This window comes from Enterobacter sp. JS8-1 (assembly GCF_049187015.1).
Lineage (GTDB): Bacteria > Pseudomonadota > Gammaproteobacteria > Enterobacterales > Enterobacteriaceae > Enterobacter > Enterobacter mori.
Genome location: NZ_CP185805.1, coordinates 646,176 through 670,963 on the forward strand (window position 1 = coordinate 646,176; position 24,788 = coordinate 670,963).

At 56.4% G+C, this 24,788-nt stretch carries 24 protein-coding genes and 3 tRNA genes; 17 read left to right on the top strand and 10 right to left on the bottom strand.

Annotation, left to right across the window (positions count from 1 at the left end; genetic code table 11):
- The first annotated feature begins 154 nt into the window (after nucleotides 1–154).
- Nucleotides 155–424: a DUF1435 domain-containing protein gene (locus ACOQH0_RS03130; RefSeq protein WP_421511523.1), complete on the top strand. Its 270-nt coding sequence runs from the start codon at nucleotides 155–157 to the stop codon at nucleotides 422–424.
- Nucleotides 425–464: 40 nt separating this feature from the next.
- Here ACOQH0_RS03130 and ACOQH0_RS03135 read toward each other — a convergent pair.
- The 4 genes from ACOQH0_RS03135 to rsmC all read right to left on the bottom strand — a co-directional run bounded on the left by ACOQH0_RS03135 (nucleotide 465) and on the right by rsmC (nucleotide 1,989).
- Nucleotides 465–551: transfer RNA gene (locus ACOQH0_RS03135), tRNA-Leu, on the bottom strand.
- A 33-nt stretch (nucleotides 552–584) separates the two neighbouring features.
- A tRNA-Leu gene (locus ACOQH0_RS03140) sits at nucleotides 585–671 on the bottom strand.
- Nucleotides 672–699: 28 nt separating this feature from the next.
- Nucleotides 700–786 (bottom strand) — tRNA-Leu (locus ACOQH0_RS03145).
- Between the two features lie 174 nt (nucleotides 787–960).
- Complete coding sequence (rsmC, locus tag ACOQH0_RS03150; RefSeq protein WP_421511524.1) at nucleotides 961–1,989, bottom strand: 16S rRNA (guanine(1207)-N(2))-methyltransferase RsmC; 1,029 nt, start codon at nucleotides 1,987–1,989, stop codon at nucleotides 961–963.
- Between the two features lie 102 nt (nucleotides 1,990–2,091).
- Here rsmC and ACOQH0_RS03155 point away from each other — a divergent pair, with 102 nt between their 5' ends.
- From ACOQH0_RS03155 to ACOQH0_RS03190, 8 genes are all read left to right on the top strand, one after another.
- Nucleotides 2,092–2,505 carry a DNA polymerase III subunit psi gene (locus ACOQH0_RS03155; protein ID WP_010427146.1) on the top strand — a complete coding sequence of 138 codons (414 nt, stop codon included), beginning with the start codon at nucleotides 2,092–2,094 and terminating at the stop codon, nucleotides 2,503–2,505.
- Nucleotides 2,474–2,917, top strand: a complete 444-nt coding sequence (gene rimI / locus ACOQH0_RS03160) for a ribosomal protein S18-alanine N-acetyltransferase (RefSeq protein ID WP_010427144.1) — start codon at nucleotides 2,474–2,476, stop codon at nucleotides 2,915–2,917. Before ACOQH0_RS03155 ends, rimI begins: the two co-directional genes overlap by 32 nt.
- Nucleotides 2,918–2,937: 20 nt before the next feature.
- Nucleotides 2,938–3,615 carry a pyrimidine 5'-nucleotidase gene (gene yjjG / locus ACOQH0_RS03165; RefSeq protein WP_421511525.1) on the top strand — a complete coding sequence of 226 codons (678 nt, stop codon included), beginning with the start codon at nucleotides 2,938–2,940 and terminating at the stop codon, nucleotides 3,613–3,615.
- A 91-nt stretch (nucleotides 3,616–3,706) separates the two neighbouring features.
- Entirely contained in the window at nucleotides 3,707–5,296 is a 1,590-nt protein-coding gene (gene prfC, locus ACOQH0_RS03170; RefSeq protein WP_421511526.1) for a peptide chain release factor 3, read from the top strand.
- A 304-nt stretch (nucleotides 5,297–5,600) separates the two neighbouring features.
- Entirely contained in the window at nucleotides 5,601–6,218 is a 618-nt protein-coding gene (osmY, locus tag ACOQH0_RS03175; RefSeq protein WP_108417146.1) for a molecular chaperone OsmY, read from the top strand.
- A 127-nt stretch (nucleotides 6,219–6,345) separates the two neighbouring features.
- Nucleotides 6,346–6,507 carry a DUF1328 domain-containing protein gene (locus tag ACOQH0_RS03180; protein WP_003856556.1) on the top strand — a complete coding sequence of 54 codons (162 nt, stop codon included), beginning with the start codon at nucleotides 6,346–6,348 and terminating at the stop codon, nucleotides 6,505–6,507.
- A 122-nt stretch (nucleotides 6,508–6,629) separates the two neighbouring features.
- Nucleotides 6,630–7,682, top strand: a complete 1,053-nt coding sequence (locus ACOQH0_RS03185) for a patatin-like phospholipase family protein (protein ID WP_089599239.1) — start codon at nucleotides 6,630–6,632, stop codon at nucleotides 7,680–7,682.
- Nucleotides 7,679–8,461: a TatD family hydrolase gene (locus tag ACOQH0_RS03190; RefSeq protein WP_421511527.1), complete on the top strand. Its 783-nt coding sequence runs from the start codon at nucleotides 7,679–7,681 to the stop codon at nucleotides 8,459–8,461. Before ACOQH0_RS03185 ends, ACOQH0_RS03190 begins: the two co-directional genes overlap by 4 nt.
- Here ACOQH0_RS03190 and ACOQH0_RS03195 read toward each other — a convergent pair.
- On the bottom strand, nucleotides 8,456–9,316 hold the full coding sequence (locus ACOQH0_RS03195; protein ID WP_421511528.1) for a YjjW family glycine radical enzyme activase: 861 nt from the start codon (nucleotides 9,314–9,316) through the stop codon (nucleotides 8,456–8,458). The genes ACOQH0_RS03190 and ACOQH0_RS03195 overlap by 6 nt on opposite strands.
- On the bottom strand, nucleotides 9,291–10,838 hold the full coding sequence (locus ACOQH0_RS03200) for a YjjI family glycine radical enzyme (protein WP_421511530.1): 1,548 nt from the start codon (nucleotides 10,836–10,838) through the stop codon (nucleotides 9,291–9,293). The genes ACOQH0_RS03195 and ACOQH0_RS03200 overlap by 26 nt, the downstream gene beginning before the upstream one ends.
- 262 nt (nucleotides 10,839–11,100) lie before the next feature.
- Here ACOQH0_RS03200 and deoC point away from each other — a divergent pair, with 262 nt between their 5' ends.
- The 4 genes from deoC (at nucleotide 11,101) to deoD (ending at nucleotide 15,401) form a co-directional block, all read left to right on the top strand.
- Nucleotides 11,101–11,880, top strand: a complete 780-nt coding sequence (gene deoC / locus ACOQH0_RS03205; protein ID WP_023310320.1) for a deoxyribose-phosphate aldolase — start codon at nucleotides 11,101–11,103, stop codon at nucleotides 11,878–11,880.
- A gap of 109 nt (nucleotides 11,881–11,989) precedes the next feature.
- Nucleotides 11,990–13,312, top strand: coding sequence for a thymidine phosphorylase (gene deoA / locus ACOQH0_RS03210; RefSeq protein WP_042716514.1), 1,323 nt, complete (start codon nucleotides 11,990–11,992; stop codon nucleotides 13,310–13,312).
- Nucleotides 13,313–13,365: 53 nt separating this feature from the next.
- Entirely contained in the window at nucleotides 13,366–14,589 is a 1,224-nt protein-coding gene (gene deoB, locus ACOQH0_RS03215) for a phosphopentomutase (RefSeq protein WP_120159178.1), read from the top strand.
- Nucleotides 14,590–14,678: 89 nt separating this feature from the next.
- A complete protein-coding gene (deoD, locus tag ACOQH0_RS03220) occupies nucleotides 14,679–15,401 on the top strand; it encodes a purine-nucleoside phosphorylase (protein WP_010427122.1) in 723 nt (240 codons plus the stop codon).
- 61 nt (nucleotides 15,402–15,462) lie between these two features.
- Here the strand turns inward: deoD and lplA are convergent, their stop codons facing one another.
- Together lplA and ACOQH0_RS03230 are read right to left on the bottom strand one after the other, a co-directional pair.
- Nucleotides 15,463–16,479 (bottom strand): lipoate--protein ligase LplA, encoded by a 1,017-nt coding sequence (gene lplA / locus ACOQH0_RS03225; protein WP_010427120.1) that lies wholly within the window; start codon nucleotides 16,477–16,479, stop codon nucleotides 15,463–15,465.
- Between the two features lie 39 nt (nucleotides 16,480–16,518).
- Entirely contained in the window at nucleotides 16,519–17,163 is a 645-nt protein-coding gene (locus ACOQH0_RS03230) for a YtjB family periplasmic protein (protein WP_089599233.1), read from the bottom strand.
- 117 nt (nucleotides 17,164–17,280) lie between these two features.
- Between ACOQH0_RS03230 and serB the strand changes: the two genes are divergently transcribed.
- The 3 genes from serB to nadR are packed head-to-tail and all read left to right on the top strand — an operon-like array spanning nucleotide 17,281 to nucleotide 20,914.
- Complete coding sequence (serB, locus tag ACOQH0_RS03235; RefSeq protein WP_025757501.1) at nucleotides 17,281–18,249, top strand: phosphoserine phosphatase; 969 nt, start codon at nucleotides 17,281–17,283, stop codon at nucleotides 18,247–18,249.
- Nucleotides 18,250–18,260: 11 nt separating this feature from the next.
- A complete protein-coding gene (gene radA, locus ACOQH0_RS03240; RefSeq protein WP_014068810.1) occupies nucleotides 18,261–19,646 on the top strand; it encodes a DNA repair protein RadA in 1,386 nt (461 codons plus the stop codon).
- A 35-nt stretch (nucleotides 19,647–19,681) separates the two neighbouring features.
- Nucleotides 19,682–20,914 (top strand): multifunctional transcriptional regulator/nicotinamide-nucleotide adenylyltransferase/ribosylnicotinamide kinase NadR, encoded by a 1,233-nt coding sequence (gene nadR / locus ACOQH0_RS03245; RefSeq protein ID WP_010427112.1) that lies wholly within the window; start codon nucleotides 19,682–19,684, stop codon nucleotides 20,912–20,914.
- A 54-nt stretch (nucleotides 20,915–20,968) separates the two neighbouring features.
- On the opposite strand, the gene ACOQH0_RS03250 is transcribed toward nadR, so the two are convergent.
- Nucleotides 20,969–21,970: a zinc-binding alcohol dehydrogenase family protein gene (locus ACOQH0_RS03250; RefSeq protein WP_421511531.1), complete on the bottom strand. Its 1,002-nt coding sequence runs from the start codon at nucleotides 21,968–21,970 to the stop codon at nucleotides 20,969–20,971.
- A 108-nt stretch (nucleotides 21,971–22,078) separates the two neighbouring features.
- Here ACOQH0_RS03250 and ACOQH0_RS03255 point away from each other — a divergent pair, with 108 nt between their 5' ends.
- Nucleotides 22,079–22,978, top strand: a complete 900-nt coding sequence (locus ACOQH0_RS03255; protein WP_260662851.1) for a LysR family transcriptional regulator — start codon at nucleotides 22,079–22,081, stop codon at nucleotides 22,976–22,978.
- Between the two features lie 94 nt (nucleotides 22,979–23,072).
- On the opposite strand, the gene ettA is transcribed toward ACOQH0_RS03255, so the two are convergent.
- Nucleotides 23,073–24,740: an energy-dependent translational throttle protein EttA gene (gene ettA / locus ACOQH0_RS03260; RefSeq protein ID WP_063143296.1), complete on the bottom strand. Its 1,668-nt coding sequence runs from the start codon at nucleotides 24,738–24,740 to the stop codon at nucleotides 23,073–23,075.
- Between the last annotated feature and the right edge of the window lie 48 nt (nucleotides 24,741–24,788).

Here is a 24,788-nt window from a genome sequence, read left to right on the forward strand (position 1 = left end):
AAAAGCAAAAAAAGATGAATAGTAATTATCAGAAAATCTTTATAGGGAGTTAACAGGTGAGCAATTTATCACCTTAGACATTTCCTGTCATTATGGGAAAGGTAAAGTCGATGGATTTTGATGATGAAAGCTGACAAATGATAATTGTTATCATATGATATTGGTTATCATTATTGGTGCGAAAGGGCAAACCATGTTGAGCAAAGCGCTGGGAAGTGGTTGGGGGGTGTTGCTGCCTGGGGCAATTATTGGCGGTCTGCTGTTTGCCGACCTCTCCATCGATATCTGGAAAGCCATTATTGCTTCAGGGCTGTTAGTCACGTCAGGGATGATCTGGCATAAGCAATTACGGCACTTTGTGCTGCTGCCTTCATGCGTTGCGCTGGTCAGTGGAATACTGGTAATTCTGATGAGTTTGAAATAACAGGAAAAACAAGAGGTACTTCAGAGGAACGTAAGATAATTGGTGCGAGGGGGGGGACTCGAACCCCCACATCCGTAAGGACACTAACACCTGAAGCTAGCGCGTCTACCAATTCCGCCACCTTCGCACAGTCATCTTACTCTTTTTGATATCGCCTCGTTGGTGCGAGGGGGGGGACTCGAACCCCCACATCCGTAAGGACACTAACACCTGAAGCTAGCGCGTCTACCAATTCCGCCACCTTCGCCCAGTGCGAGCAATATCAACGTGATTTATGGTGCGAGGGGGGGGACTCGAACCCCCACATCCGTAAGGACACTAACACCTGAAGCTAGCGCGTCTACCAATTCCGCCACCTTCGCATACCATCGATACTGTAAAAGTATCGTAACCACGGAGGCGCATTCTAGATGTTTTCAGCTTTACGTCAACTGAAAAGTGCGCACCTTTTATTGATTGCTGCAAAAATGGCCGGAACTGAGACGCCTGCTTGCCGGATGGCGCTTGCGCTCATCCGGCCTGCATTGCATGGCGAATTATTTCTTCGCCTGACGCGTCATGACGGTGCGGTAGACTTTGAAGCGACCAGTCTGGGCGATCACTTCATGGAAGCCAAAGGTTTCGTCCAGCACTTTCGGGTACGCCAGGAAGGCGTTCGCAACGATACGCAGCTCGCCGCCGCTGTTAAGGTGACGGGTTGCACCACGGATCAGCGTTTGTGCCGCTTCAAGGCTGGTTTCCATACCGTCGTGGAACGGCGGGTTGGAGATAATCATGTCGAAACGACCGGTAATGTCAGAGAAGACGTTGCTGGCAACCACTTCCCCTTCAATGCCGTTTGCGGCAAGCGTTGCGCGGCTGGCTTCTACCGCCGGGGCGCTGACATCACACAGAGTTAAACGCACTTTTGGCGAATGGCTGGCAAGCACTGTTGACAGTACGCCCGCGCCGCAGCCCACGTCCAGCACTTTGCCTTTGGTGTGCGGCGTCAGGGTAGACAGCAGCAGTTTGCTACCCACATCCAGATAGTCGCGGCTGAACACGCCCGGCAGGGTTTTGATGGTTAAGTCGTCTAACTGATACTCGTCCCAGAATGCATCGGCATCAAATGTTGCCTGTTTTTCCAGACGGCCATGGTACAGACCACAGCGACGCGCGCTATCGACTTTATTCAGTGGTGCGAACGCTTCCAGCATCTGTTCAGCGCTACGCACGCCGCTGCGGTTTTCACCGACCACGAAAATATCGCAGCCAACGGGCAGCAGGGAGAGCAGGTTCATCAGCTGGAACTGGGCTTCCGGTTTGTTCTTCGGCCAGTAGTAGATCAGCGCGTCGCAGTCGGCAACGTCGCTCTGTTCTGCCACCAGGCTAAAGCGCGCGCGCTCGCCCATCTGGCGGCTCAGCACCTGCCAGTGGTGGTAGTATTGCGTATGGGCACGGCTTTCAGCACAGTCGAAACGCGCAGGCAGGTCATCCTGCATATCTCCGGCAAACAGAATACGGCTTTGTTCGAAATCATCACTGTGGCGCAGCAAGACTTCACTTGCCGGGGTAAATGCAGACATGAATTGTTCCTCAATAAACTCAGGCGGGGATTATAGTAGGTAGATGGCGCACTTTCGACACATTTGCTATATTTGCGCGCCTGAGAGACAGGAGTTTTCCCTATGACATCCCGACGAGACTGGCAGTTGCAGCAACTGGGCATCACCCAGTGGGCCTTGCGTCGCCCGACGGCGTTGCAGGGCGAAATCGCCATTTCCATCCCTGCGCACGTTCGCCTGGTGATGGTGGCGGAAGAACTGCCTGCCCTGAATGAACCCCTTATCGGTGATGTCCTTCGCAGCCTGAAGCTGACGGCCGACGAGGTTTTACAGCTGACGCCAGAGCGTGTCACGATGCTTCCTCCCGAAAGCCGCTGTAACAGCTGGCGCATCGGGGAGATAAACGACATGCCTCTCCAGGGGAGCCAGATCTGCTCGCCAGCGCTGGACGAACTGAAAGCCAACCCAAAAGCGCGAAGCGCGCTATGGCAACAAATCTGCGAATATGAACACGATTTCTTCCCTCACGACGTCTGACCTGACCACCGCGTTTGCGATTGAAACACGCGCCCACGCCTTTCCGTGGAGCGAAAAGACCTTCGCCAGCAACCAGGGCGAACGGTACCTCAACTTCCGCCTGGACGTTGACGGCACCCTGGCCGCCTTCGCGATTACGCAGGTTGTTCTTGATGAAGCGACGCTGTTTAACATCGCCGTTGATCCCGCGTTTCAGCGCCGTGGGCTGGGAAGAGAACTGCTCGAGCACCTCATCCGTGAGCTCGAAACCCGTGACGTTTTCACCCTGTGGCTGGAGGTGCGCGCGTCGAATGTCGCCGCCATCGCGCTCTATGAAAGCTTAGGCTTTAACGAGGCGACAATCCGCCGTAACTACTACCCCACCGCAGAGGGACGTGAAGACGCCATCATAATGGCCCTGCCGATTGGATAACGAAAAATAAGGTTGTAACGATGAAATGGGACTGGATTTTCTTTGATGCCGACGAAACGCTGTTTACGTTCGATTCGTTCGGTGGCCTACAGCGGATGTTTCTCGACTATAGCGTGACCTTCACCGCTGAAGATTTTCAGGACTATCAGGCGGTGAACAAGCCGCTGTGGGTGGATTACCAGAACGGTGCCATCACTGCGTTACAACTTCAGCACCAGCGCTTTGACGTCTGGGCGGAACGTTTAAAGGTCAGTCCGGGGACGCTGAACGAGGCGTTTCTGAACGCGATGGCGGATATCTGTGCGCCACTGCCGGGCGCGGTTTCTCTGCTTAATGCGTTAAAAGGCAAGGTAAAACTGGGGATCATCACCAACGGTTTTACCGCCCTGCAGCAGATCCGCCTCGAGCGCACCGGCCTGCGCGATTATTTCGACGCGCTGGTGATCTCCGAAGAGGTGGGCGTACCGAAGCCGGACCCGCGTATTTTTGACTACGCGCTGACGCAGGCTGGCAATCCTGACCGCGATCGCGTCCTGATGGTGGGGGATACCGCAGAGTCTGATATTCTTGGCGGCATCAACTCCGGCCTGTCGACGGTCTGGTTGAATGCGCATGGTCGCATGCAGCCGGAAGGCATCGAGCCGACCTGGACCGTCACGTCATTGAACGAACTGGAGCAGCTCCTGTGTAAACAATGATTGCCTGCCCCCTATTGATGGGTAAAATAGCCGCAATTTTGTATTCCATGATGCGTGGCGTGATGCCGCGCTTATAAAAGAAGATTTAATTATGACGTTGTCTCCTTATCTGCAAGAGGTGGCCAAGCGCCGCACTTTTGCCATTATCTCGCACCCGGATGCCGGTAAAACGACCATCACCGAGAAGGTGTTGCTGTTCGGACAGGCGATCCAGACTGCGGGTACCGTTAAAGGTCGTGGCTCCAGCCAGCACGCAAAATCTGACTGGATGGAGATGGAAAAGCAGCGTGGTATTTCGATTACCACCTCCGTGATGCAGTTCCCGTATCACGATTGCCTGGTGAACCTGCTGGACACCCCGGGCCACGAAGACTTCTCTGAAGATACTTACCGTACCCTGACGGCGGTTGACTGCTGTTTAATGGTGATCGACGCCGCGAAAGGGGTAGAAGATCGTACCCGTAAGCTGATGGAAGTCACCCGTCTGCGCGATACGCCGATCCTCACCTTCATGAACAAACTCGACCGTGACATCCGTGACCCGATGGAAGTGATGGACGAAGTCGAAAGCGAACTGAAGATCGCCTGTGCGCCAATCACCTGGCCCATCGGCTGCGGTAAGCTGTTTAAAGGGGTTTACCACCTCTATAAAGACGAAACCTACCTGTATCAGACCGGTAAAGGTCACACCATTCAGGACGTCCGCATCGTCAAAGGCCTGGATAACCCTGAACTGGATACTGCCGTCGGCGAAGAGCTGGCCGCTCAGCTGCGCGACGAGCTGGAACTGGTGAAAGGCGCATCTCACGAGTTCGATAAAGAGCTGTTCCTGGCGGGTGAAATCACCCCGGTCTTCTTCGGTACCGCGCTGGGTAACTTCGGCGTTGACCATATGCTCGACGGTCTGGTGGAGTGGGCTCCACGCCCGATGCCGCGTAAAACCGACACGCGTGAAGTGGAAGCGCAGGAAGAGAAGTTCACCGGTTTCGTCTTTAAAATTCAGGCCAACATGGATCCGAAACACCGCGACCGCGTGGCCTTTATGCGCGTGGTGTCCGGCAAGTATGAGAAGGGCATGAAGCTGCGCCAGGTGCGTACCGGGAAAGATGTGGTGATCTCCGACGCGCTGACCTTTATGGCGGGCGACCGTTCGCACGTTGAAGAAGCCTATCCGGGCGATATCATTGGTCTGCATAACCATGGCACCATCCAGATCGGTGATACCTTCACCCAGGGCGAAATGATGAAGTTCACCGGTATTCCGAACTTCGCACCGGAACTGTTCCGTCGTATTCGCCTGCGCGACCCGCTAAAGCAAAAACAGTTGCTGAAAGGCCTGGTTCAGCTCTCCGAAGAGGGCGCCGTGCAGGTGTTCCGCCCAATTTCGAACAACGACCTGATCGTTGGCGCGGTCGGTGTGCTGCAGTTCGACGTGGTGGTTGCGCGTCTGAAGAGCGAGTACAACGTGGAAGCGATCTACGAATCCGTAAACGTGGCGACGGCGCGCTGGGTTGAGTGTTCTGACGTGAAGAAATTCGAAGAATTTAAGCGTAAGAATGAGATTCAGCTGGCGCTGGATGGCGGCGATAACCTGACCTATATCGCCCCAACCATGGTAAACCTGAACCTGACGCAGGAACGTTATCCTGACGTTCAGTTCCGCAAAACCCGCGAGCACTAATTCCCTCTCAGAGCACGGCTACCGCCGTGCTCTTCTTTAATTCCTGTCTTATTAATCCCTTGCGGAATGTTCTTAATTCACGGCAATTTCATGCCTTTTGCTCATTTTCTATCCGATTCTGAAAGCGACACTGTGAGAGTGATCTATATTTAACTCAGTGTTTAGCACCGGGCGTGGATGAATAAACTGTTCAATGCATGACTTTAGGTTCTCCATTTCACCCGTGTGCTTATTCGCGAAATATAAAACTAGTAATAAAGGACGTTTGTCGCTCGAATGACGAGCAAAACACAGGAATACATCGATGAATATGACAAGACTTAAGATTTCTAAAACTCTGCTGGCTGTGACTCTGGGTAGCGTTCTGGTTAGCGGTTCTGCCCTGGCGGAAAGCAGCACCATGGATAAAGCACAGTCCACTGCCAACACCGCAGGGGAAAAAATCGATAGCTCTATGAATAAAGTCGGTAATTTCATGGATGACAGCTCCATCACAGCAAAAGTGAAAGCCGCACTGGTGGATGATGAAGCCATCAAGAGCACCGATATTTCCGTTAAGACCGACAAGAAAGTCGTTACCCTGAGCGGCTTCGTGGAAAGCCAGGCCCAGGCCGAAAAGGCTGTTAACGTGGCCAAGGGTGTCGAAGGTGTCGCATCGGTTAGCGATAAGCTGCACGTTCGCGACGCTAAAGACACCTCCGTGAAGGGTTATGCCGGGGATGCGGCAACCACCAGCGAAATCAAAGCTAAACTGTTAGCAGATGACATCGTGCCTTCCCGCAAGGTGAAAGTGGAAACCACAGATGGTGTGGTGCAGCTTTCCGGCACGGTTGATTCCCAGGCACAAATTGAACGTGCCGAGTCTATTGCGAAAGCGATTGATGGTGTGAAAAGCGTTAAAAACGATCTGAAAGCGAAGTAAATCTTCACCATTCGCCCGTCTGGCTGAGGCCTGCGGGCGAAATAAGAACGACTCTGGAAAAACGCCGGTGAGTGACCTGAGCGCTCACGTTTAGCGGCCGACATTAACTATGGTAAAGGAGAGGCTTATGTTTCGTTGGGGCATTATATTTCTGGTTATCGCGTTAATTGCCGCCGCTTTGGGCTTTGGTGGATTGGCGGGTACAGCGGCATGGGCAGCAAAAATTGTCTTCGTCGTTGGTATTATTCTGTTCCTGGTCAGCCTGTTTACAGGTCGACGCCGTCCTTAGCAAAACGCAATATTTCATAAACAAAGTAAAGCCAGTCCTCGTGACTGGCTTTTTCTCGTTTGAGAACCTGATGGGATGGCGTTACTGTGTCTGAACACAATAATGAAAACAGGAAGGCAGAGGTGGGGCAACGAATTCCCGTTACGCTCGGCAATATTGCGCCGCTGACGTTAAAACCGTTCCGCGCGGGTCAACTTGCACTGGTTTGTGAAGGTGGCGGTCAGCGCGGCATTTTCACCGCGGGCGTGCTGGATGAATTTATGCGCGCGCAGTTCAACCCGTTTGACCTCTACTTCGGTACCTCTGCCGGGGCACAGAACCTCTCCGCTTATGTCTGCAACCAGCCCGGCTATGCGCGCAAAGTGATTATGCGCTACACCACGGCAAAAGAATTTTTTAACCCGGTGCGCTTCGTACGCGGCGGGAACCTGATCGATCTCGACTGGCTACTGGATTCCACGTCCAGTCAAATGCCGCTGGCGATGGACACCGCCGCCCGTCTGTTTGATGCCGGAAAAGAGTTCTGGATGTGCGCCAGCCGGGGTGATGATTATTCGCCGGGTTACTTTTCGCCGCAGAAAGAGAACTGGCTGGATATTATCCGCGCCTCCAGCGCGATTCCCGGTTTTTATCGAACCGGTGCGTTGCTGGATGGCATCAGCTATCTGGACGGTGGGATCAGTGACGCGGTGCCGGTACAGGAAGCCGCCCGACGCGGGGCGAAAACCATCGTGGTGATCCGAACCGTACCGTCGCAAATGTATTACACGCCGCAGTGGTTCAAACGCATGGAGCGCTGGCTGGGCGACAGCAGCCTGCAGCCGCTGGTGAACATCGCGAAGCAGCATGAAACCACCTACGGCGCGATGCAGCGTTTCATTGAAAAACCGCCTGGAAAACTGCGTATCTTCGAAATTTATCCCCCGAAACCGCTGCTGAGCATGGCGCTTGGCAGCCGTATTCCTGCGCTGCGCATGGATTACAAGACGGGGCGGCTGTGCGGACGTTACTTCCTGGCGACGGTGGGAAAAATGCTGGCGGAGCAACCGCCGCTTCATCGGCATAAACGCATTATCACCCCGCCAGCGATTGTCGCCAACGACCCGCTGACCATGCCGCTGGTGGATATTCCCCAGGCGAACGATGTTCCACTGGATAACGAGGATCTGGCGTGACGCACCGCTTTGTCGATACCCATTGTCACTTTGATTTTCCCCCCTTCACCGGCGACGAGGTGCCGAGCATTGATCGCGCCGTACGGGCGGGCGTCGACGCGATCATTGTGCCCGCAATTGAAGCGGCGTATTTCGAACGCGTGCTCGATCTCGCCCGCCATCACGACGCGTTGTATGCCGCACTTGGGTTGCATCCTATTGTCATCGAACATCATCTGGACGAACATCTCGACAGGCTGGACGCTGTTTTGCAGACGGCGGAGAAGAAACTGGTTGCCATCGGTGAGATCGGCCTCGATCTTTATCGTGAGAATCCGCATTTTCAACGTCAACAGACGATCCTCGACGCGCAGCTCAGGTTGGCGAAGCGTCACGATCTGCCGGTGATCCTCCACTCGAGACGCACGCACGATAAGCTCGCGATGCACCTGAAACGCATCGATCTGCCGCGCAGGGGCGTCGTACACGGTTTCTCCGGCAGCCTGCAGCAGGCGCAGCGTTTTATTGAACTGGGCTATAAAATCGGCGTTGGTGGAACTATCACTTACCCGCGAGCCAGTAAAACCCGGGACGTAATGGCACAGCTACCGCTGTCGGCGCTGCTACTGGAAACCGACGCGCCGGATATGCCGCTGAATGGTTTTCAGGGGCAGCCTAATCGTCCTGAACAGGCTGCACGTGTGTTTACTACGCTGTGTGAACTGCGTCCGGAGCCGGCGGCGGTGATTGCCGATGCGCTGCTTGAGAACACGCGTACGCTATTTGGCATCACGCTATAGATAGAGCGACGGGCGGATCACGGCGATCCGCTGTTCTTCCAGCGCCACAGCCAGCGGTTCCACGTCGTCCGGCGTCGCGCTACGCCATGACGCCGCCTCACCATAAACGCCGTGCGCATGAAATGCGTTGATTCGCAAGGGAATATTTCCAAGCCCGTGAATAAATGTCGTCAGCGGTTTGAGATGTTCCAGATAATCACATTGCTCTGGGATGACCAATAAGCGGAGTTCCGTCAAACGGTGGCGATCTGCCAGCCAGCGGATGCTCTGCTTAATCTGCGGGTTTTCGCGCCCGGTCAGGAAGCGGTGATGCTCGTTCCCCCACGCCTTGAGATCCAGCATCGCGCCATCCAGTACCGGCAGCAGCTTTTGCCAGCCGGTTTCGCTTAACAGACCGTTGCTGTCGACCAGGCAGGTCAGGTGGCACAAGGCGGGATCGGCTTTGATCGCGGTGAACAGGGCAATCAAAAACGGCAGTTGCGTTGTGGCTTCACCGCCGCTCACGGTGATCCCTTCGATAAAGGGGGCGGATTTGCGGATCCGGGTGAGGATCTCTTCTACGCTGAAGCGGTGCGCCATGGGCGTTGCCTGCTGCTGGCACAGGTGAAGGCAGGTATCACACTGGTGGCAGTCACTCTCCTGCCACCAGACGCGCCCGGCCTGGATGGTCAGCGCATCGTGCGGACAGTGGAGTACGCAGTCGCCGCAGTCGTTGCAGCGACCGATCGTCCACGGGTTATGGCAGGTTTTGCAGCGCAGGTTACAGCCCTGCAGGAACAGCGCCAGGCGGCTGCCCGGCCCGTCCACGCAGGAAAAAGGAATGACCTGACTAACTAAAGCGCATCTGCTGTTCATGGCTTATCACGCGCGGCTGACGTTCCAGAATACGGGTATTGCGTGCGGCTTCTTCCCCCAGCCACGTGGTGTTGGTTCTCGAACCCGCTTCCCGGTATTTCTCCAGATCCGATAATCGCACCATATAGCCAGTGACGCGCACCAGATCGTTACCCGCCACGTTAGCGGTGAATTCACGCATACCGGCCCTGAACGCGCCCAAACAAAGTTGAACCACCGCTTGAGGATTGCGTTTGACCGTCTCCTCCAGAGTGAGAATATCGCTGATCCCGGCGTGATAGTGTTTGTGATGCGGCGCAACAGCCAGCAGATGGCTGATAGGATCCGGCTCGTCGCCGTAAGGCAGACGCGCGCCCGGCGTGGTGCCCGAGTCCGAACTGATCCCCGACTGCGCATGCAGCATCGCGCGATGCTTCCAGCCGTGCTTCACCGGCGTGTTTTCAACGAATGCCGCGAGCTGCTCGCTGATGCGATACCCCAGCGCGTTAGCCTGTTCGTCTTTACCGTAACGCCCCTCGATGCCTTCCTTCTCGCAGAGCACGTTCACCGCTTCCGCCAGACCGTACATGCCAAACATCGGCACAAACCGATCGGTGTTAATCAGCCCCTCTTTCACCAGGAAGCTATTCTCAAAGAAGCCAGATTGCGTATACAGGAAATCGCAGCGCGCATCGATGATGGCGATTTGCTGCTGGCAGTAGTGCGGGAGCGTGCGGGTAAAGAAGTCTTCGGCAGAAGCGCTGTGTTCGGCAATGGCCTTAAGGTTAAGGCGTACAAGGGTGCTGCCACCGCCTGTAAGCGGCAGAGAGTTGTAACAACTCACCACGCCATAGCGACCTTTTGTGAAAATTTTATCATTCACCGGACCATTGGAAACATGCGGTTTACTGCATTCACATATGTTTTTCGCCACCTCAAGCAGCAAATCGTCCGGGGTGATATCTGGATCGTAGATAAAGGTCAGATTCGGCGAAACCTGCTTCAGCTCTGCATCGGCGCGTAGAATGGCGCGTGTGACGGGCGTATCCGCCGGGCCGATATTGGCGTGCATAAAGGCATCCGGCAGGGTTCTGTCTAGATAGCGCCAGAAACGTTTTATTCGGCTATCGATCTCTTCTTGTGTTAGAATTCTAACATAAGGGTTCAGTATTGCATCCAGCTGGCCCAGATAGACGGGCATCGATGTTACGGACGGAACATGGTGATAAAGGATGGTTAACAGCGAGAGGGCGTCATCAAAGTCTTTCGCCCCTTCCAGCTCCAGCCATTCTGAACCGTTAGCCAGGAATTTTTCATAATCCGGCAGAACGTAGCGCGGTTTATAAGGCGCATGGCCTTCGAACATGTCGCAGATAAAACCCTCGTCCAGCGCGGCGCGTGCTGCCTGCGGCAGGGCGGGATAGGGCAGATCGTTTTCCGCTTCCAGCGCCAGAAAATGACGTTTTTGCTCAGGCGTTAACACCGGGCTTGTCACAATGTGCTGGCAACGTTGTTGCAGGGCGTCGAGGCTGGAGTGGGGCATGTGCGCTTCCTTTAGTATTCTGCGGATGATGAACAGATTGTAGAAAGCCAGCCTGTTGGGGCTTTTGATCCGACAGGGGGTATCGCTGCTTTAGTCAGCAGTTAGCGCGATAAAATTTGAAGAAGATCTCATTACAGTAATGCAAATTTGTATGTAGTTTTCATTAACTGTGATGAATGTCGAAGTGTGGATGCGGGTGAATGTTAGAATACTCACAGACCCGCAAGGTAAAATTTATACGGCACTGCCGTTGGAGAATGTTATGACCGATTTAACTGCAAGCAGCCTGCGCGCGTTGAAACTGATGGACCTGACCACCCTGAACGATGACGACACCAATGAAAAAGTCATCGCCCTGTGCCATCAGGCGAAAACGCCGGTGGGTAACACCGCAGCCATCTGTATCTACCCGCGCTTTATCCCGATTGCCCGTAAGACGCTGAAAGAGCAGGGCACGCCGGATGTGCGCATTGCAACCGTAACTAACTTCCCGCATGGCAACGATGATATCGAGATTGCGCTGGCAGAAACCCGCGCGGCGATTGCTTACGGTGCAGACGAAGTGGACGTGGTGTTCCCGTACCGCGCGCTGATCGCGGGCAACGAGCAGGTCGGTTTTGACCTGGTGAAAGCCTGTAAAGACGCGTGTGCGGCGGCAAACGTGCTGCTCAAAGTGATCATCGAAACCGGCGAGCTGAAAGAAGAGGCGCTTATTCGTAAGGCGTCTGAAATCTCCATCAAAGCTGGTGCGGATTTCATTAAAACCTCTACCGGTAAAGTGCCGGTGAATGCGACCCCGGAAAGCGCGCGCATCATGATGGAAGTCATTCGTGATATGGGCGTGTCCAAAACGGTTGGTTTCAAACCTGCGGGTGGTGTGCGTACCGCTGAAGACGCGCAGCAGTTCCTGGCGATTGCCGACGAACTGTTTGGTGCCGACTGGGCGGATTCCCGTCACTACCGCTTCGGCGCGTCCAGCCTGCTGGCAAGCCTGCTGAAAGCGCTGGGTCACGGCGACGGTAAGAGTGCAAGCAGCTACTGATTGCCAGACAATGCCGGATGACGCTTCGCTTATCCGGCCTACAGGATCGTAGGGCGGGTAAGCGTAGCGCCACCCGCCACAACTCCCCCGATTCCGCATGGAGGTTACCGTGTTTCTCGCACAAGAAATTATTCGTAAAAAACGTGATGGTCATGCATTAAGCGACGAAGAGATCCGCTTCTTTATCAACGGCATTCGTGATAACACCGTCTCTGAAGGGCAGATTGCGGCTCTGGCGATGACCATTTTCTTCCACGATATGTCGATGCCTGAGCGCGTGTCGCTGACCATGGCGATGCGAGATTCAGGAACCGTTCTGGACTGGAAAAGCCTCAACCTCAACGGCCCTATTGTGGATAAACACTCCACTGGCGGCGTGGGCGACGTAACCTCCCTGATGCTCGGCCCAATGGTGGCAGCCTGCGGCGGTTACATCCCGATGATCTCCGGGCGTGGCCTGGGTCATACCGGCGGTACGCTCGACAAACTGGAAGCCATTCCGGGCTTCGATATCTTCCCGGATGACGGCCGCTTCCGCGACATTATTAAAGACGTTGGTGTGGCGATTATCGGCCAGACCAGCTCTCTTGCTCCGGCAGACAAGCGTTTCTACGCGACGCGTGATATTACCGCGACCGTTGACTCCATCCCGCTGATCACTGCCTCTATCCTGGCGAAGAAACTGGCTGAAGGGCTTGACGCGCTGGTGATGGACGTAAAAGTGGGCAGCGGCGCGTTTATGCCAACCTATGAGCTTTCTGCTGCGCTTGCCGAAGCGATCGTTGGCGTCTCCAACGGCGCAGGCGTGCGCACCACCGCGCTGCTGACCGACATGAACCAGGTGCTGGCCTCCAGCGCCGGTAACGCGGTCGAAGTGCGTGAAGCCGTGCAGTTCCTGACGGGTGAATACCGTAACCCGCGCCTGTTCGACGTCACCATGGCGCTGTGCGTGGAGATGCTGATTTCCGGCAAGCTCGCCAAAGACGATGCGGAAGCGCGCGCGAAGCTGCAGGCGGTGCTGGACAACGGCAAAGCGGCGGAGATCTTTGGCCGCATGGTTGCGGCGCAGAAAGGCCCGACCGATTTCGTCGAAAACTACGCGAAATACCTGCCAACCGCGATGCTCAGCAAGGCCGTTTACGCAGATACCGAAGGTTTCGTTTCCGCAATGGACACCCGCGCGCTCGGCATGGCGGTGGTCTCGATGGGCGGCGGACGCCGTCAGGCATCGGACACCATTGATTACAGCGTCGGCTTTACCGATATGGCGCGTCTGGGCGACAGCGTTGACGGTCAACGTCCGCTGGCGGTGATCCACGCGAAAGACGAAGCCAGCTGGCAGGATGCGGCAAAAGCGGTGAAAGCGGCAATTACGCTTGACGATAAAGCACCGGAAACCACACCGACTGTCTATCGCCGCATCACTGAATAACTGTATACTGATCTGATCGCTATTTTTTGAAGCACTACGTACGGAGAACAATTATGAAACGTGCATTTATTATGGTGCTGGACTCATTCGGCATCGGCGCAACCGAAGATGCAGATCGTTTTGGTGACGTGGGTTCCGATACCATGGGTCACATCGCGGAAGCCTGTGCCAAAGGCGAAGCGGACAACGGTCGTAAAGGTCCTCTGACCCTGCCAAACCTGACCCGTCTCGGGCTGGTGAAAGCGCACGAAGGCTCTACCGGTAAAATCGCAGCCGGTATGGACGGCAACGCGGAAGTCGTGGGTGCCTACGCCTGGGCGCACGAACTCTCCTCCGGTAAAGATACTCCGTCTGGTCACTGGGAAATCGCCGGTGTGCCGGTTCTGTTTGACTGGGGCTACTTCTCCGATCACGAGAACAGCTTCCCGCAGGAGCTGCTGGATAAGCTGGTTAAGCGTGCCAATCTGCCTGGCTACCTCGGCAACTGCCACTCTTCCGGTACCGTGATTCTGGACGAGCTGGGCGAAGAGCACATGAAAACCGGCAAGCCGATTTTCTACACCTCTGCCGACTCCGTGTTCCAGATTGCCTGCCACGAAGAGACCTATGGTCTGGATAAACTCTACGAACTGTGCGAAATCGCCCGTGAAGAGCTGACCGAAGGTGGCTACAACATCGGCCGCGTGATCGCGCGTCCGTTTATCGGCGACAAAGCGGGTAACTTCCAGCGTACCGGTAACCGTCACGACTTGGCCGTTGAGCCACCGGCACCGACCGTGCTGCAGAAGCTGGTTGAAGAGAAAGACGGCCACGTGGTTTCCGTGGGTAAAATTGCGGATATCTACGCCAACTGCGGTATCACCAAAAAAGTGAAAGCCACCGGTCTGGATGCGCTGTTCGATGCCACTATCAAAGAGATGAAAGAAGCGGGTGATAAGACCATTGTTTTCACCAACTTCGTGGACTTCGACTCCTCCTGGGGTCACCGTCGTGATATCGCGGGCTATGCCGCGGGTCTGGAACTGTTTGACCGCCGTTTGCCGGAGCTGATGGAGCTGGTGGGGGAAGATGACATTCTGATCCTGACCGCGGACCACGGCTGCGATCCAAGCTGGACCGGTACCGACCACACCCGTGAGCACATTCCGGTGCTGGTGTACGGCCCGAAAGTGAAGCCGGGCTCGCTGGGGCACCGTGAAACCTTCGCGGACATCGGCCAGACTATCGCGAAATACTTTGGTACGTCTGACATGGAATATGGCAAGGCCATGTTCTGAATCATGTTGGGTGCGGTCTGATGCCCTCACCCCGGCCCTCTCCCACAGGGAGAGGGTGAAAAGAATAAACAATGTAAAAGGAACTGAAGATGGCAACTCCTCACATTAATGCAGAAATGGGTGATTTCGCTGACGTCGTATTGATGCCGGGCGACCCGCTGCGCGCGAAGCACATTGCAGAAACCTTCCTGGAAGACGTGCGTGAAGTGAACAACGTTCGCGGCATGCTGGGCTTCACCGGTACCTATAAAGGCCGCAAAATCTCCGTCATGGGCCACGGTATGGGTATCCCATCCTGCTCTATCTACACCAAAGAGCTGATCACCGATTTCGGCGTGAAGAAAATCATCCGCGTGGGCTCCTGCGGCGCGGTGCGCATGGACGTTAAGCTGCGCGACATCGTTATCGGTATGGGTGCCTGCACCGATTCCAAAGTTAACCGTATGCGTTTCAAAGATCATGACTTCGCGGCAATTGCTGACTTCGGCATGGTGCGTGACGCGGTTGACGCGGCGAAAGCGCTGGGCGTTGAAGCACGCGTGGGTAACATCTTCTCTGCCGATCTGTTCTATGCACCGGACGGCGGCGAGATGTTCGACGTGATGGAAAAATACGGCATCCTGGGCGTGGAAATGGAAGCGGCCGGTATCTACGGTGTGGCGGCTGAGTTTGGCGCGAAAGCGCTGACCATCTGCACCGTGTCTGACCACATCCGTACCCACGAGCAGACCACCGCTGCCGAGCGTCAGACTACCTTCAACGACATGATCAAAATCGCGCTGGAATCTGTTCTGCTGGGCGATAAAGAGTAATTCTGTCTCTTCCCTCCCTCTCCCACAGGGAGAGGGCCGGGGTGAGGGCACCAAACCGCACTTAGCGTACCGCCTGTGCAATCCACGCCGACAGCTCCCGCAGCTCATTTTCCTGCTCCGGAAAATCCCCAATCAACGCGTCGCATTCCTGCTGCAGCATATCCGCCCGGTACAAACAGCCCTGTAAACGAGCCGCGAGTGCTTCCAGCGGTGCCGGGTTCAGGCTATCCGTAAACACCTGCGTGCGGGTGATATGGCCTTTCTCGACGTCAAAATGCAGCTCCACGCCGCCCCAGGTAAAACGCTCGTCCAGCAGATGGGAAAACGCAGGCGCCTGGCCGAAGTTCCACTCCCAGCTGCTCTGGCGTGCGAAGGTTTCAGCAAAGTTGGGCAGGTCCGGGGTTTTATCTGGAGAGATTACCTCCGCTTCCACGCGCTCGCCGTAGTGCGCAAAGAACGCCTCGCGGATCGCATCGCATATCTGCTCGTGCGTAATCCCCGGCAACAGTTCTACCAGATTCGCTACGCGCCCACGCACGGAGGTAATCCCTTTAGCCTGGAGCTTTTTCTTATCAGGATTCAGGTAGTTCGCCAGACGGCTCAGGTCAGCGTTCAGCAACAGAGTGCCGTGGTGGAAGCCGCGATCCATCGTTTCGCGGTAGGCGGAGCCGGAGACCTTCCGGTCGCCCTCGGGGGTTTTCACCACCAGATCGTTACGCCCGGACGCTTCCGCCGTCACGCCGAGTGAATTCAGCGCGTTGAGCACAATCGAGGTAGAGATGGTTTTGTCGTACTCCGGTTTACCCGCCATAAAGGTAAAGCAGGTATTGCCAAGATCGTGAAACACCGCGCCGCCGCCGCTGCTGCGGCGCGCCAGGCGGACGTTGTCCTCTTCCATACGCCGCGTATTGCACTCTTTCCACGGGTTTTGCGCGCGGCCAATAACTACCGTATCGGCATTGCGCCAGAGAAACAGCACGCGCTGGGTGGCGGGCATCTGGCGGAAGATGCACTCTTCCACCGCGAGATTAAACCAGGGATCGTAAGAGTCAGAGATAAGCAGGCGTAACGTCGTCATGGCAAAGTTCCTTTTCTGAGTCATTCGCCTACTTTATCATTATTCTTTCTTCTCGCTCTCTTCGTCTTCGGGAACCGACTTGCTGGCGGTCAGCAGGAACGGTGACTGCTGCCAGCGGGTACGCTTGCCCTGAAGCAGGGTACGCGCCAGCACAACGCCAATAGCCAGCGAGAGCAGCAGCATCAGACGCAAAATGTTGGTGGTGTTATCGACCTGTTTGGCTTCGGTCGGCAGGGTATGCGTATCGAGCGTCAGGCGCAGGTAGCCCAGCGGGCCATTCTTGCCCTGAATGGGTTCGACGATCTGCTGGTTAAAATAGCCCCCGGCTTTTTTGCCGTCCAGCGCCAGCCTGTCGCGCACATTAACGTGCTCGCCCGCGCGGGCAATCAGGTTGCCTTGCTCATCATAGACGCCGGCATCCAGAATACGACTGTTTTCAGTGAGCTGACGTAAAACCTGGCCTATCCGCTTATCGTCCGGCGTTTCAGTACGCATTGAGGGGGCAACGTTGAGCGTGACCTGACGCGCCAGCGTGCGGGCCAGCTCTTCAAACTGCGGGTTACGTTGCCGTTGATGGTTCTGGCTAAACCACGATGCCCCTTGCATCAGCGCCACCAGAAGTGCGAGACAGATCAGGACAATCACGGCGCGATGAAGCCGGAATTTCAGTTTTGCGCGAGCCATATTCCACCTGCTGAAAATTTACGGCTTAATGTTGCCAGAAGTGATGGTTACAGGGTAGCCTCATGCGTTATTTTCCCTCTGGAACCTTCCGGCGCGAACGAAATTACAGGAGCTTTAATGCCGAACATTACCTGGTGCGACCTGCCAACGGATGTCTCTTTATGGCCAGGATTGCCGCTCTCTTTAAGTGGCGATGAGGTGATGCCTCTGGATTACCACGCCGGTCGTAGCGGCTGGCTGCTGTACGGACGCGGTCTGGACAAGCAACGCCTGACCCAGTACCAAAGCAAACTGGGGGCTGCGATGGTGATTGTCGCCGCCTGGTGTGTGGAAGATTACCAGGTCATCCGCCTGGCGGGCTCCCTGACGCAGCGCGCAACGCGTCTGGCGCATGACGCCGGGCTGGACGTCGCGCCGCTCGGTAAAATTCCGCACCTGAAAACCCCAGGTCTGCTGGTCATGGACATGGACTCTACGGCGATCCAGATCGAATGTATCGATGAGATTGCGAAGCTGGCGGGCAGCGGCGAGCTGGTGGCGGAAGTCACCGAACGTGCGATGCGCGGCGAGCTGGATTTCACCGCCAGCCTGCGCCAGCGCGTGGCGACCCTGAAAGGGGCCGACGCCAACATCCTGCGCCAGGTGCGCGACGTGCTGCCGCTGATGCCCGGATTAACGCAGTTGGTGCTGAAGCTGCAGTCTCTCGGCTGGAAAGTGGCGATCGCCTCTGGTGGCTTCACCTTCTTCGCGGATTATCTGCGGGAAAAACTGCACCTGACCACCGTGGTGGCCAATGAGCTGGAGATCATGGACGGCAAGCTGACCGGCCAGGTGATCGGCGATATCGTGGATGCCCAGTACAAAGCCAATACGCTGACGCGTCTGGCGGAAAAATATGAAATTCCGGTCGTCCAGACCGTCGCCATCGGGGACGGCGCGAACGACCTGCCGATGATCAAAGCGGCCGGGCTTGGCATTGCCTACCACGCCAAGCCAAAAGTGAATGAAAAGACGGAAGTGACTATCCGTCACGCTGACCTGATGGGGGTGTTCTGCATTCTCTCCGGCAGCCTTAATCAGAAATAACGAGGTAAACCGTGGCGAAAGCTCCAAAACGCGCATTTGTCTGTAATGAATGTGGTGCGGATTATCCGCGCTGGCAGGGGCAATGCAGCGCCTGTCATGCCTGGAACACCATCACCGAAGTGCGTGGTGTGGCGGCTTCGCCGAGCGTGGCCCGTAACGAGCGCCTGAGCGGCTATGCCGGTAACGCGGGCGTGGCGAAGGTGCAAAAACTCTCGGACATCAGCCTCGAAGAGCTGCCGCGCTTCTCCACCGGGTTCAAAGAGTTTGACCGCGTGCTCGGCGGCGGCGTGGTGCCGGGCAGCGCCATCCTGATTGGCGGTAATCCGGGCGCGGGTAAATCGACCTTGCTGCTGCAAACGCTCTGCAAGCTCGCCGAACAGATGAAAACCCTGTACGTCACGGGCGAAGAGTCACTTCAGCAGGTGGCGATGCGCGCGCACCGCCTGGGTCTGCCGACCGGCAACCTGAACATGCTCTCCGAAACCAGCATCGAGCAGATCTGCATGATCGCCGAAGAAGAGCAGCCGAAGCTGATGGTGATCGACTCCATCCAGGTGATGCACATGGCGGACATTCAGTCCTCGCCGGGCAGCGTCGCGCAGGTGCGTGAAACCGCGGCATACCTGACGCGCTTTGCCAAAACGCGCGGCGTGGCGATTGTGATGGTTGGCCACGTGACCAAAGACGGCTCGCTGGCCGGGCCGAAGGTGCTTGAGCACTGTATCGACTGCTCTGTGATGCTCGACGGCGACGCGGATTCCCGCTTCCGTACCCTGCGCAGCCATAAAAACCGCTTTGGGGCGGTGAACGAACTGGGCGTGTTTGCCATGACCGAACAGGGGCTGCGCGAAGTCAGCAACCCGTCGGCCATCTTCCTGAGCCGTGGCGATGAGATCACCTCCGGCAGCTCGGTGATGGTGCTGTGGGAAGGCACGCGTCCTCTGCTTGTCGAAATTCAGGCGCTGGTGGACGTGTCGATGATGGGCAACCCGCGGCGCGTGGCGGTCGGTCTGGAACAAAACCGTCTGGCGATCCTGCTGGCGGTACTGCACCGTCACGGCGGGCTGCAGATGGCGGATCAGGACGTTTTCGTGAACGTGGTCGGCGGTGTCAAAGTTACTGAGACCAGCGCAGACCTGGCGCTGCTGCTGGCAATGGTCTCCAGCCTGCGCGACAGACCGCTGCCGCAGGATCTGGTCGTCTTCGGCGAAGTGGGCCTCGCCGGGGAAATCCGTCCGGTGCCCAGCGGTCAGGAGCGTATCTCCGAGGCGGCAAAACACGGCTTCCGCCGGGCGATCGTTCCCGCCGCCAACGTGCCGAAAAAAATCCCGGAAGGGATGCAGGTATTTGGCGTGAAAAAACTCGCAGATGCGTTAAATGTCTTTGACGACTTATAATTACGTATTCGATTTTGCAGGAGGCACCGTAATTTATGTCATCATTTGACTACATCAAGACCGCGATCCGCCAGAAGGGCTGCACTCTGCAGCAGGTGGCGGACGCCAGCGGCATGACCAAAGGCTACCTGAGCCAGCTGCTGAACGCCAAAATCAAAAGCCCCAGCGCGCAGAAGCTCGAAGCGCTGCACCGCTTTCTGGGGCTGGAATTCCCGCGTATGCAAAAGAACATCGGCGTGGTGTTCGGCAAGTTTTACCCGCTGCATACCGGGCATATCTATCTGATCCAGCGCGCCTGTAGCCAGGTGGACGAGCTGCACATCATCATGGGCTACGATGAAACCCGTGACCGTCAGCTGTTCGAAGACAGCGCCATGTCGCAGCAGCCCACTGTGTCAGACCGCCTGCGCTGGCTGCTTCAGACCTTTAAGTATCAGAAAAACATTCGTATTCATGCCTTTAACGAAGAGGGCATGGAGCCGTATCCGCACGGCTGGGACGTGTGGAGCAACGGTGTAAAAACCTTTATGGAAGACAAGGGGATTGCGCCGAACTGGATCTACACCTCTGAAGAGTCCGATGCGCCGCAGTTCCGCGAGCATCTGGGCATCGAGACGGTGCTGATCGATCCGAAACGCACCTTTATGAACATCAGCGGGGCGCAGATCCGCGAAAATCCGTTCCGCTACTGGGATTACATTCCAACCGAAGTTAAGCCGTTCTTTGTGCGTACGGTGGCGATTCTGGGCGGCGAGTCGAGCGGCAAATCAACGCTGGTCAATAAGCTGGCGAACATCTTCAACACCACCAGCGCGTGGGAGTACGGCCGCGATTATGTCTTCTCGCACCTCGGTGGTGACGAGATGGCACTGCAGTATTCCGACTACGACAAAATTGCGCTCGGACATGCCCAGTACATTGATTTTGCCGTGAAATATGCCAACAAAGTGGCGTTTATCGATACCGATTTCGTGACCACGCAGGCGTTCTGTAAAAAGTACGAAGGGCGTGAGCACCCGTTCGTGCAGGCGCTGATTGACGAATACCGCTTTGACCTGGTGATCCTGCTGGAAAACAACACCCCGTGGGTGGCCGACGGCATGCGCAGCCTCGGCAGCTCCGTGGACAGGCGGGAATTCCAGTCCATGCTGGTGGAGATGCTCAACGAAAACAACGTTGAGTTTGTGCATGTGGAAGAGTCGGACTACGACTCCCGTTTCCTGCGCTGCGTCGAGCTGGTGAAGGAGATGATGGGGGAGCAGGGGTAAGCGTTAACCTCCCTCTCCCCGTGGGGAGAGGGCAGGGTGAGGGCATCAAACCACTCAGAACTCAACCACCACTTTCCCACGCATATGCCCCTCCAGCACTTTGCGGTGCGCCTCGGTAATGCTTTCCACGCTCAGCCCGTGCAGCGTTTCACTCAGCGAGCTTTCCACCACGCCGTTATCCACCAGCTTCGCGACCTCGTCTAAGATCTCTCCCTGACGCGCCATATCCGCCGTCTGATACATGCTGCGGGTATACATAAATTCCCAGTGCAGGGCGGCGGATTTGGACTTTAGCTTGTCCTGGTTCAGCGGATGCGCGTTCTCGACGATGGAACAAATATGCCCCTGCGGCGCAATCAGGTCGCTGACCGCATCCCAGTGCCCGTCGGTGTCGTTGAGGATGAAAATGTAATCCACAAAGGTCAGCCCCTGTTTCGCCAGCTCTCCTTTCAGGTCGCGGTAGTTGACGACAACGTCAGCCCCGCGATCGCGACACCACTTGGCGGAATCTTCTCGCGAAGCGGTTGCGATGATTTTCACCTTGCTGTTGTGTTTCGCAAAGGGGATCGCCAGCGATCCCACCCCGCCCGCGCCGCCAATGATCAGCAGTGTTTTGTCCGCTCCTGCATCCTGAATGTTCAGCCGTTCAAACAGGCCTTCCCACGCGGTGAGCGCGGTTAAGGGCAGTGCAGCGGCAGCCGCCCAGCCGAGGCTGGTAGGCTTGTGCCCGACAATCCGCGCATCGATCAGCTGATGCGTGGTGTTGCTGCCCGGGCGGGTGATATCCCCCGCGTACCACACCTCGTCACCCGGTTTGAATCCGGTCACGCCAGCCCCCACGGCTTTGACGATCCCGCTGGCATCCCAGCCGAGCACGCGCGGCTCGTTCAGCCCATTTTTGGCAATGCCTGCATGCACCTTGGTGTCTACAGGGTTTATGGAGACGGCTTTCACCTCCACCAGCAGATCGTGCTCGCTGGGTTGCGGCATCGGCGGGGTGATTTCAATAAAAACAGCAGGGTTCGCTGGATTAACGGCAATGGCTTTAACAGACATGGTGTGCTCCTCAATGGAATGCGTTTTGTTGAGGCTAGTCTATAAAGTGCACAGCTGCGTGATAAGATGGACAATCAAGAACTCAGCGTTCGTACAGGGTGAACAATCATGTTTAAACAGCTGCAGGATATGGCGCTGTTCGCGCTGGTGGCGGAGATGGGCAGCTTTACGGCAGCCGCTCAGAAAGCGGAACTGCCAAAATCCAGCGTGAGCCAGCGCATCAGCCAGCTTGAACAGCAGGTGGGCATTCGACTGCTCAACCGCACTACGCGCAGGATCAGCCTCACGTTTGCGGGCGAGCACTATCTGGTGCACTGCCGTGAGATGCTGGCGGCCAGCGAGCGGGCGGAGTACGCCATTCAGCGGCTGCGCGAAAACCCGAGCGGGCGGCTGCGGATCACCTGTCCGGCGGGGATTGGCGCGACGCTGCTGGCGCATATGAATGCCGAGTTCCAGCTTCGCTATCCTGACGTGTCGCTGGACGTGTCGATCTCTGACGACGTTGTGGATCTGGTCGAATCCGGTTTTGACGTGGCGCTGCGTACCGGCAAACCGCAGGACTCCTCCCTGATTGGCCGAATGATCGGGCACTGCCCGCGTTATATGCTGGCTTCGCCGGACTATCTGGCGCGTCGGGAGCCGTTAATTCATCCCCGTCAGCTGGTGGAGCACCGCTGCATTACGCACCGGGCGTGGTCAGAGTGGCTTCTGCGAAGCGAGAGCGAAGATTACCGCTACCTGCCTGATAACGCGCACATGACCGATAATCTGGTGTATGCCCGCGAATGTGCGATTGCCGGCGCGGGGATCACGCTGTTACCCGCATTTCTGCTGGAGGATAAGATCGATAAGGGTGCGCTGGTGAAGGTGCTGCCGGAGTGGAATGTTGAAGGTAACGATCTGTGGCTGGCGTATCCAAGCCGCAAGCTGAATTCACCTGCGCTGATGAGCTATATCGAGTTTGCGATGCAGTTTGATGAGGTGAAGCGGTATTACGTGGGCAAATAAAAAAAAGCCGGGTGGCGGCTTCGCCTTACCCGGCCTACAAACTGCACAGAATCGTAGGCCGGGTAAGCGCTAGCGCCACCCGGCTTGTTGGCACTTACTTAGCAATACGCTTGTACTTAATACGCTTCGGCTCCAGCGCATCGGCGCCCAGCGTGCGTTTCTTGTACTCTTCGTATTCGGTGAAGTTACCTTCGAAGAACTCGACTTTACCTTCATCCTGGTAGTCCAGAATGTGGGTCGCGATACGGTCCAGGAACCAGCGGTCGTGCGAGATAACCATCGCGCAGCCCGGGAACTCCAGCAGGGCGTTTTCCAGCGCACGCAGGGTTTCGATGTCCAGGTCGTTGGTTGGTTCATCGAGCAGCAGCACGTTACCGCCCACCTGCAGCAGCTTCGCCAGGTGCAGACGACCGCGCTCACCACCGGACAGCTCGCCTACGCGTTTGCCCTGGTCGGTGCCTTTGAAGTTAAAGCGGCCAACGTAGGCGCGGCTTGGCATCTCGGTGTTGCCGATACGCATGATATCCAGACCGCCGGAGACTTCTTCCCACACGGTTTTGCTGTTGTCCATCGCGTCACGGAACTGATCAACGGACGCCAGCTTCACGGTTTCACCCAGAGTGATAGAGCCGCTGTCAGGCTGTTCCTGACCGGACATCATGCGGAACAGGGTTGATTTACCCGCGCCGTTCGGACCGATGATCCCGACGATAGCGCCTTTCGGCACGGAGAAGGTCAGGTCGTCGATAAGCAGACGGTCGCCGTAGGACTTACGCAGGTTGGTCACTTCAACCACTTTATCCCCCAGACGTGCTCCAGGTGGAATAAACAGTTCGTTGGTTTCGTTACGTTTCTGGTATTCGGTGTTGTTCAGCTCTTCGAAGCGTGCCAGACGGGCTTTGCCCTTAGACTGACGGCCTTTCGCGCCCTGACGCACCCACTCCAGCTCTTTCTCGATAGACTTACGACGGGCCGCTTCCTGAGAAGCTTCCTGCGCCAGACGCTGATCTTTCTGCTCAAGCCATGAGGAGTAGTTGCCTTCCCACGGAATACCTTCACCGCGGTCCAGCTCCAGGATCCAGCCAGCGACGTTGTCGAGGAAGTAACGGTCGTGGGTAATCGCCACAACGGTGCCTTCGAAGTCGTGCAGGAAGCGTTCCAGCCAGGCGACAGATTCTGCATCCAGGTGGTTCGTTGGTTCGTCGAGCAGCAGCATGTCTGGTTTTTCCAGCAGCAGGCGGCACAGCGCGACGCGGCGACGTTCACCACCGGAGAGCTTCTCAACTTTTGCATCCCAGTCCGGCAGACGCAGGGCATCAGCCGCGCGCTCCAGCTGCACGTTCAGGTTGTGACCGTCGTGCGCCTGGATAATCTCTTCATACTTGCCCTGCTGAGCGGCCAGCTTGTCGAAGTCCGCATCCGGCTCGGCGTATTTGGCATACACTTCATCCAGACCTTTCAGCGCGTTAACCACTTCGGACACCGCTTCTTCAACGGATTCGCGAACGGTGTGTTCCGGGTTCAACTGAGGTTCCTGCGGCAGGTAACCAATCTTGATGCCAGGCTGCGGACGGGCTTCACCTTCGATGTCTGTATCGATGCCCGCCATGATGCGCAGCAGGGTGGACTTACCGGCACCGTTGAGACCCAGAACACCGATTTTTGCGCCCGGGAAGAAGCTCAGCGAGATATTTTTAAGAATATGACGTTTCGGCGGGACAACTTTGCCGACACGATGCATGGTATAAACGAATTGAGCCACGTTGGACTTCGCCTCTTTTATCGTAATGAGAAGGAATTTCAGCCTCGA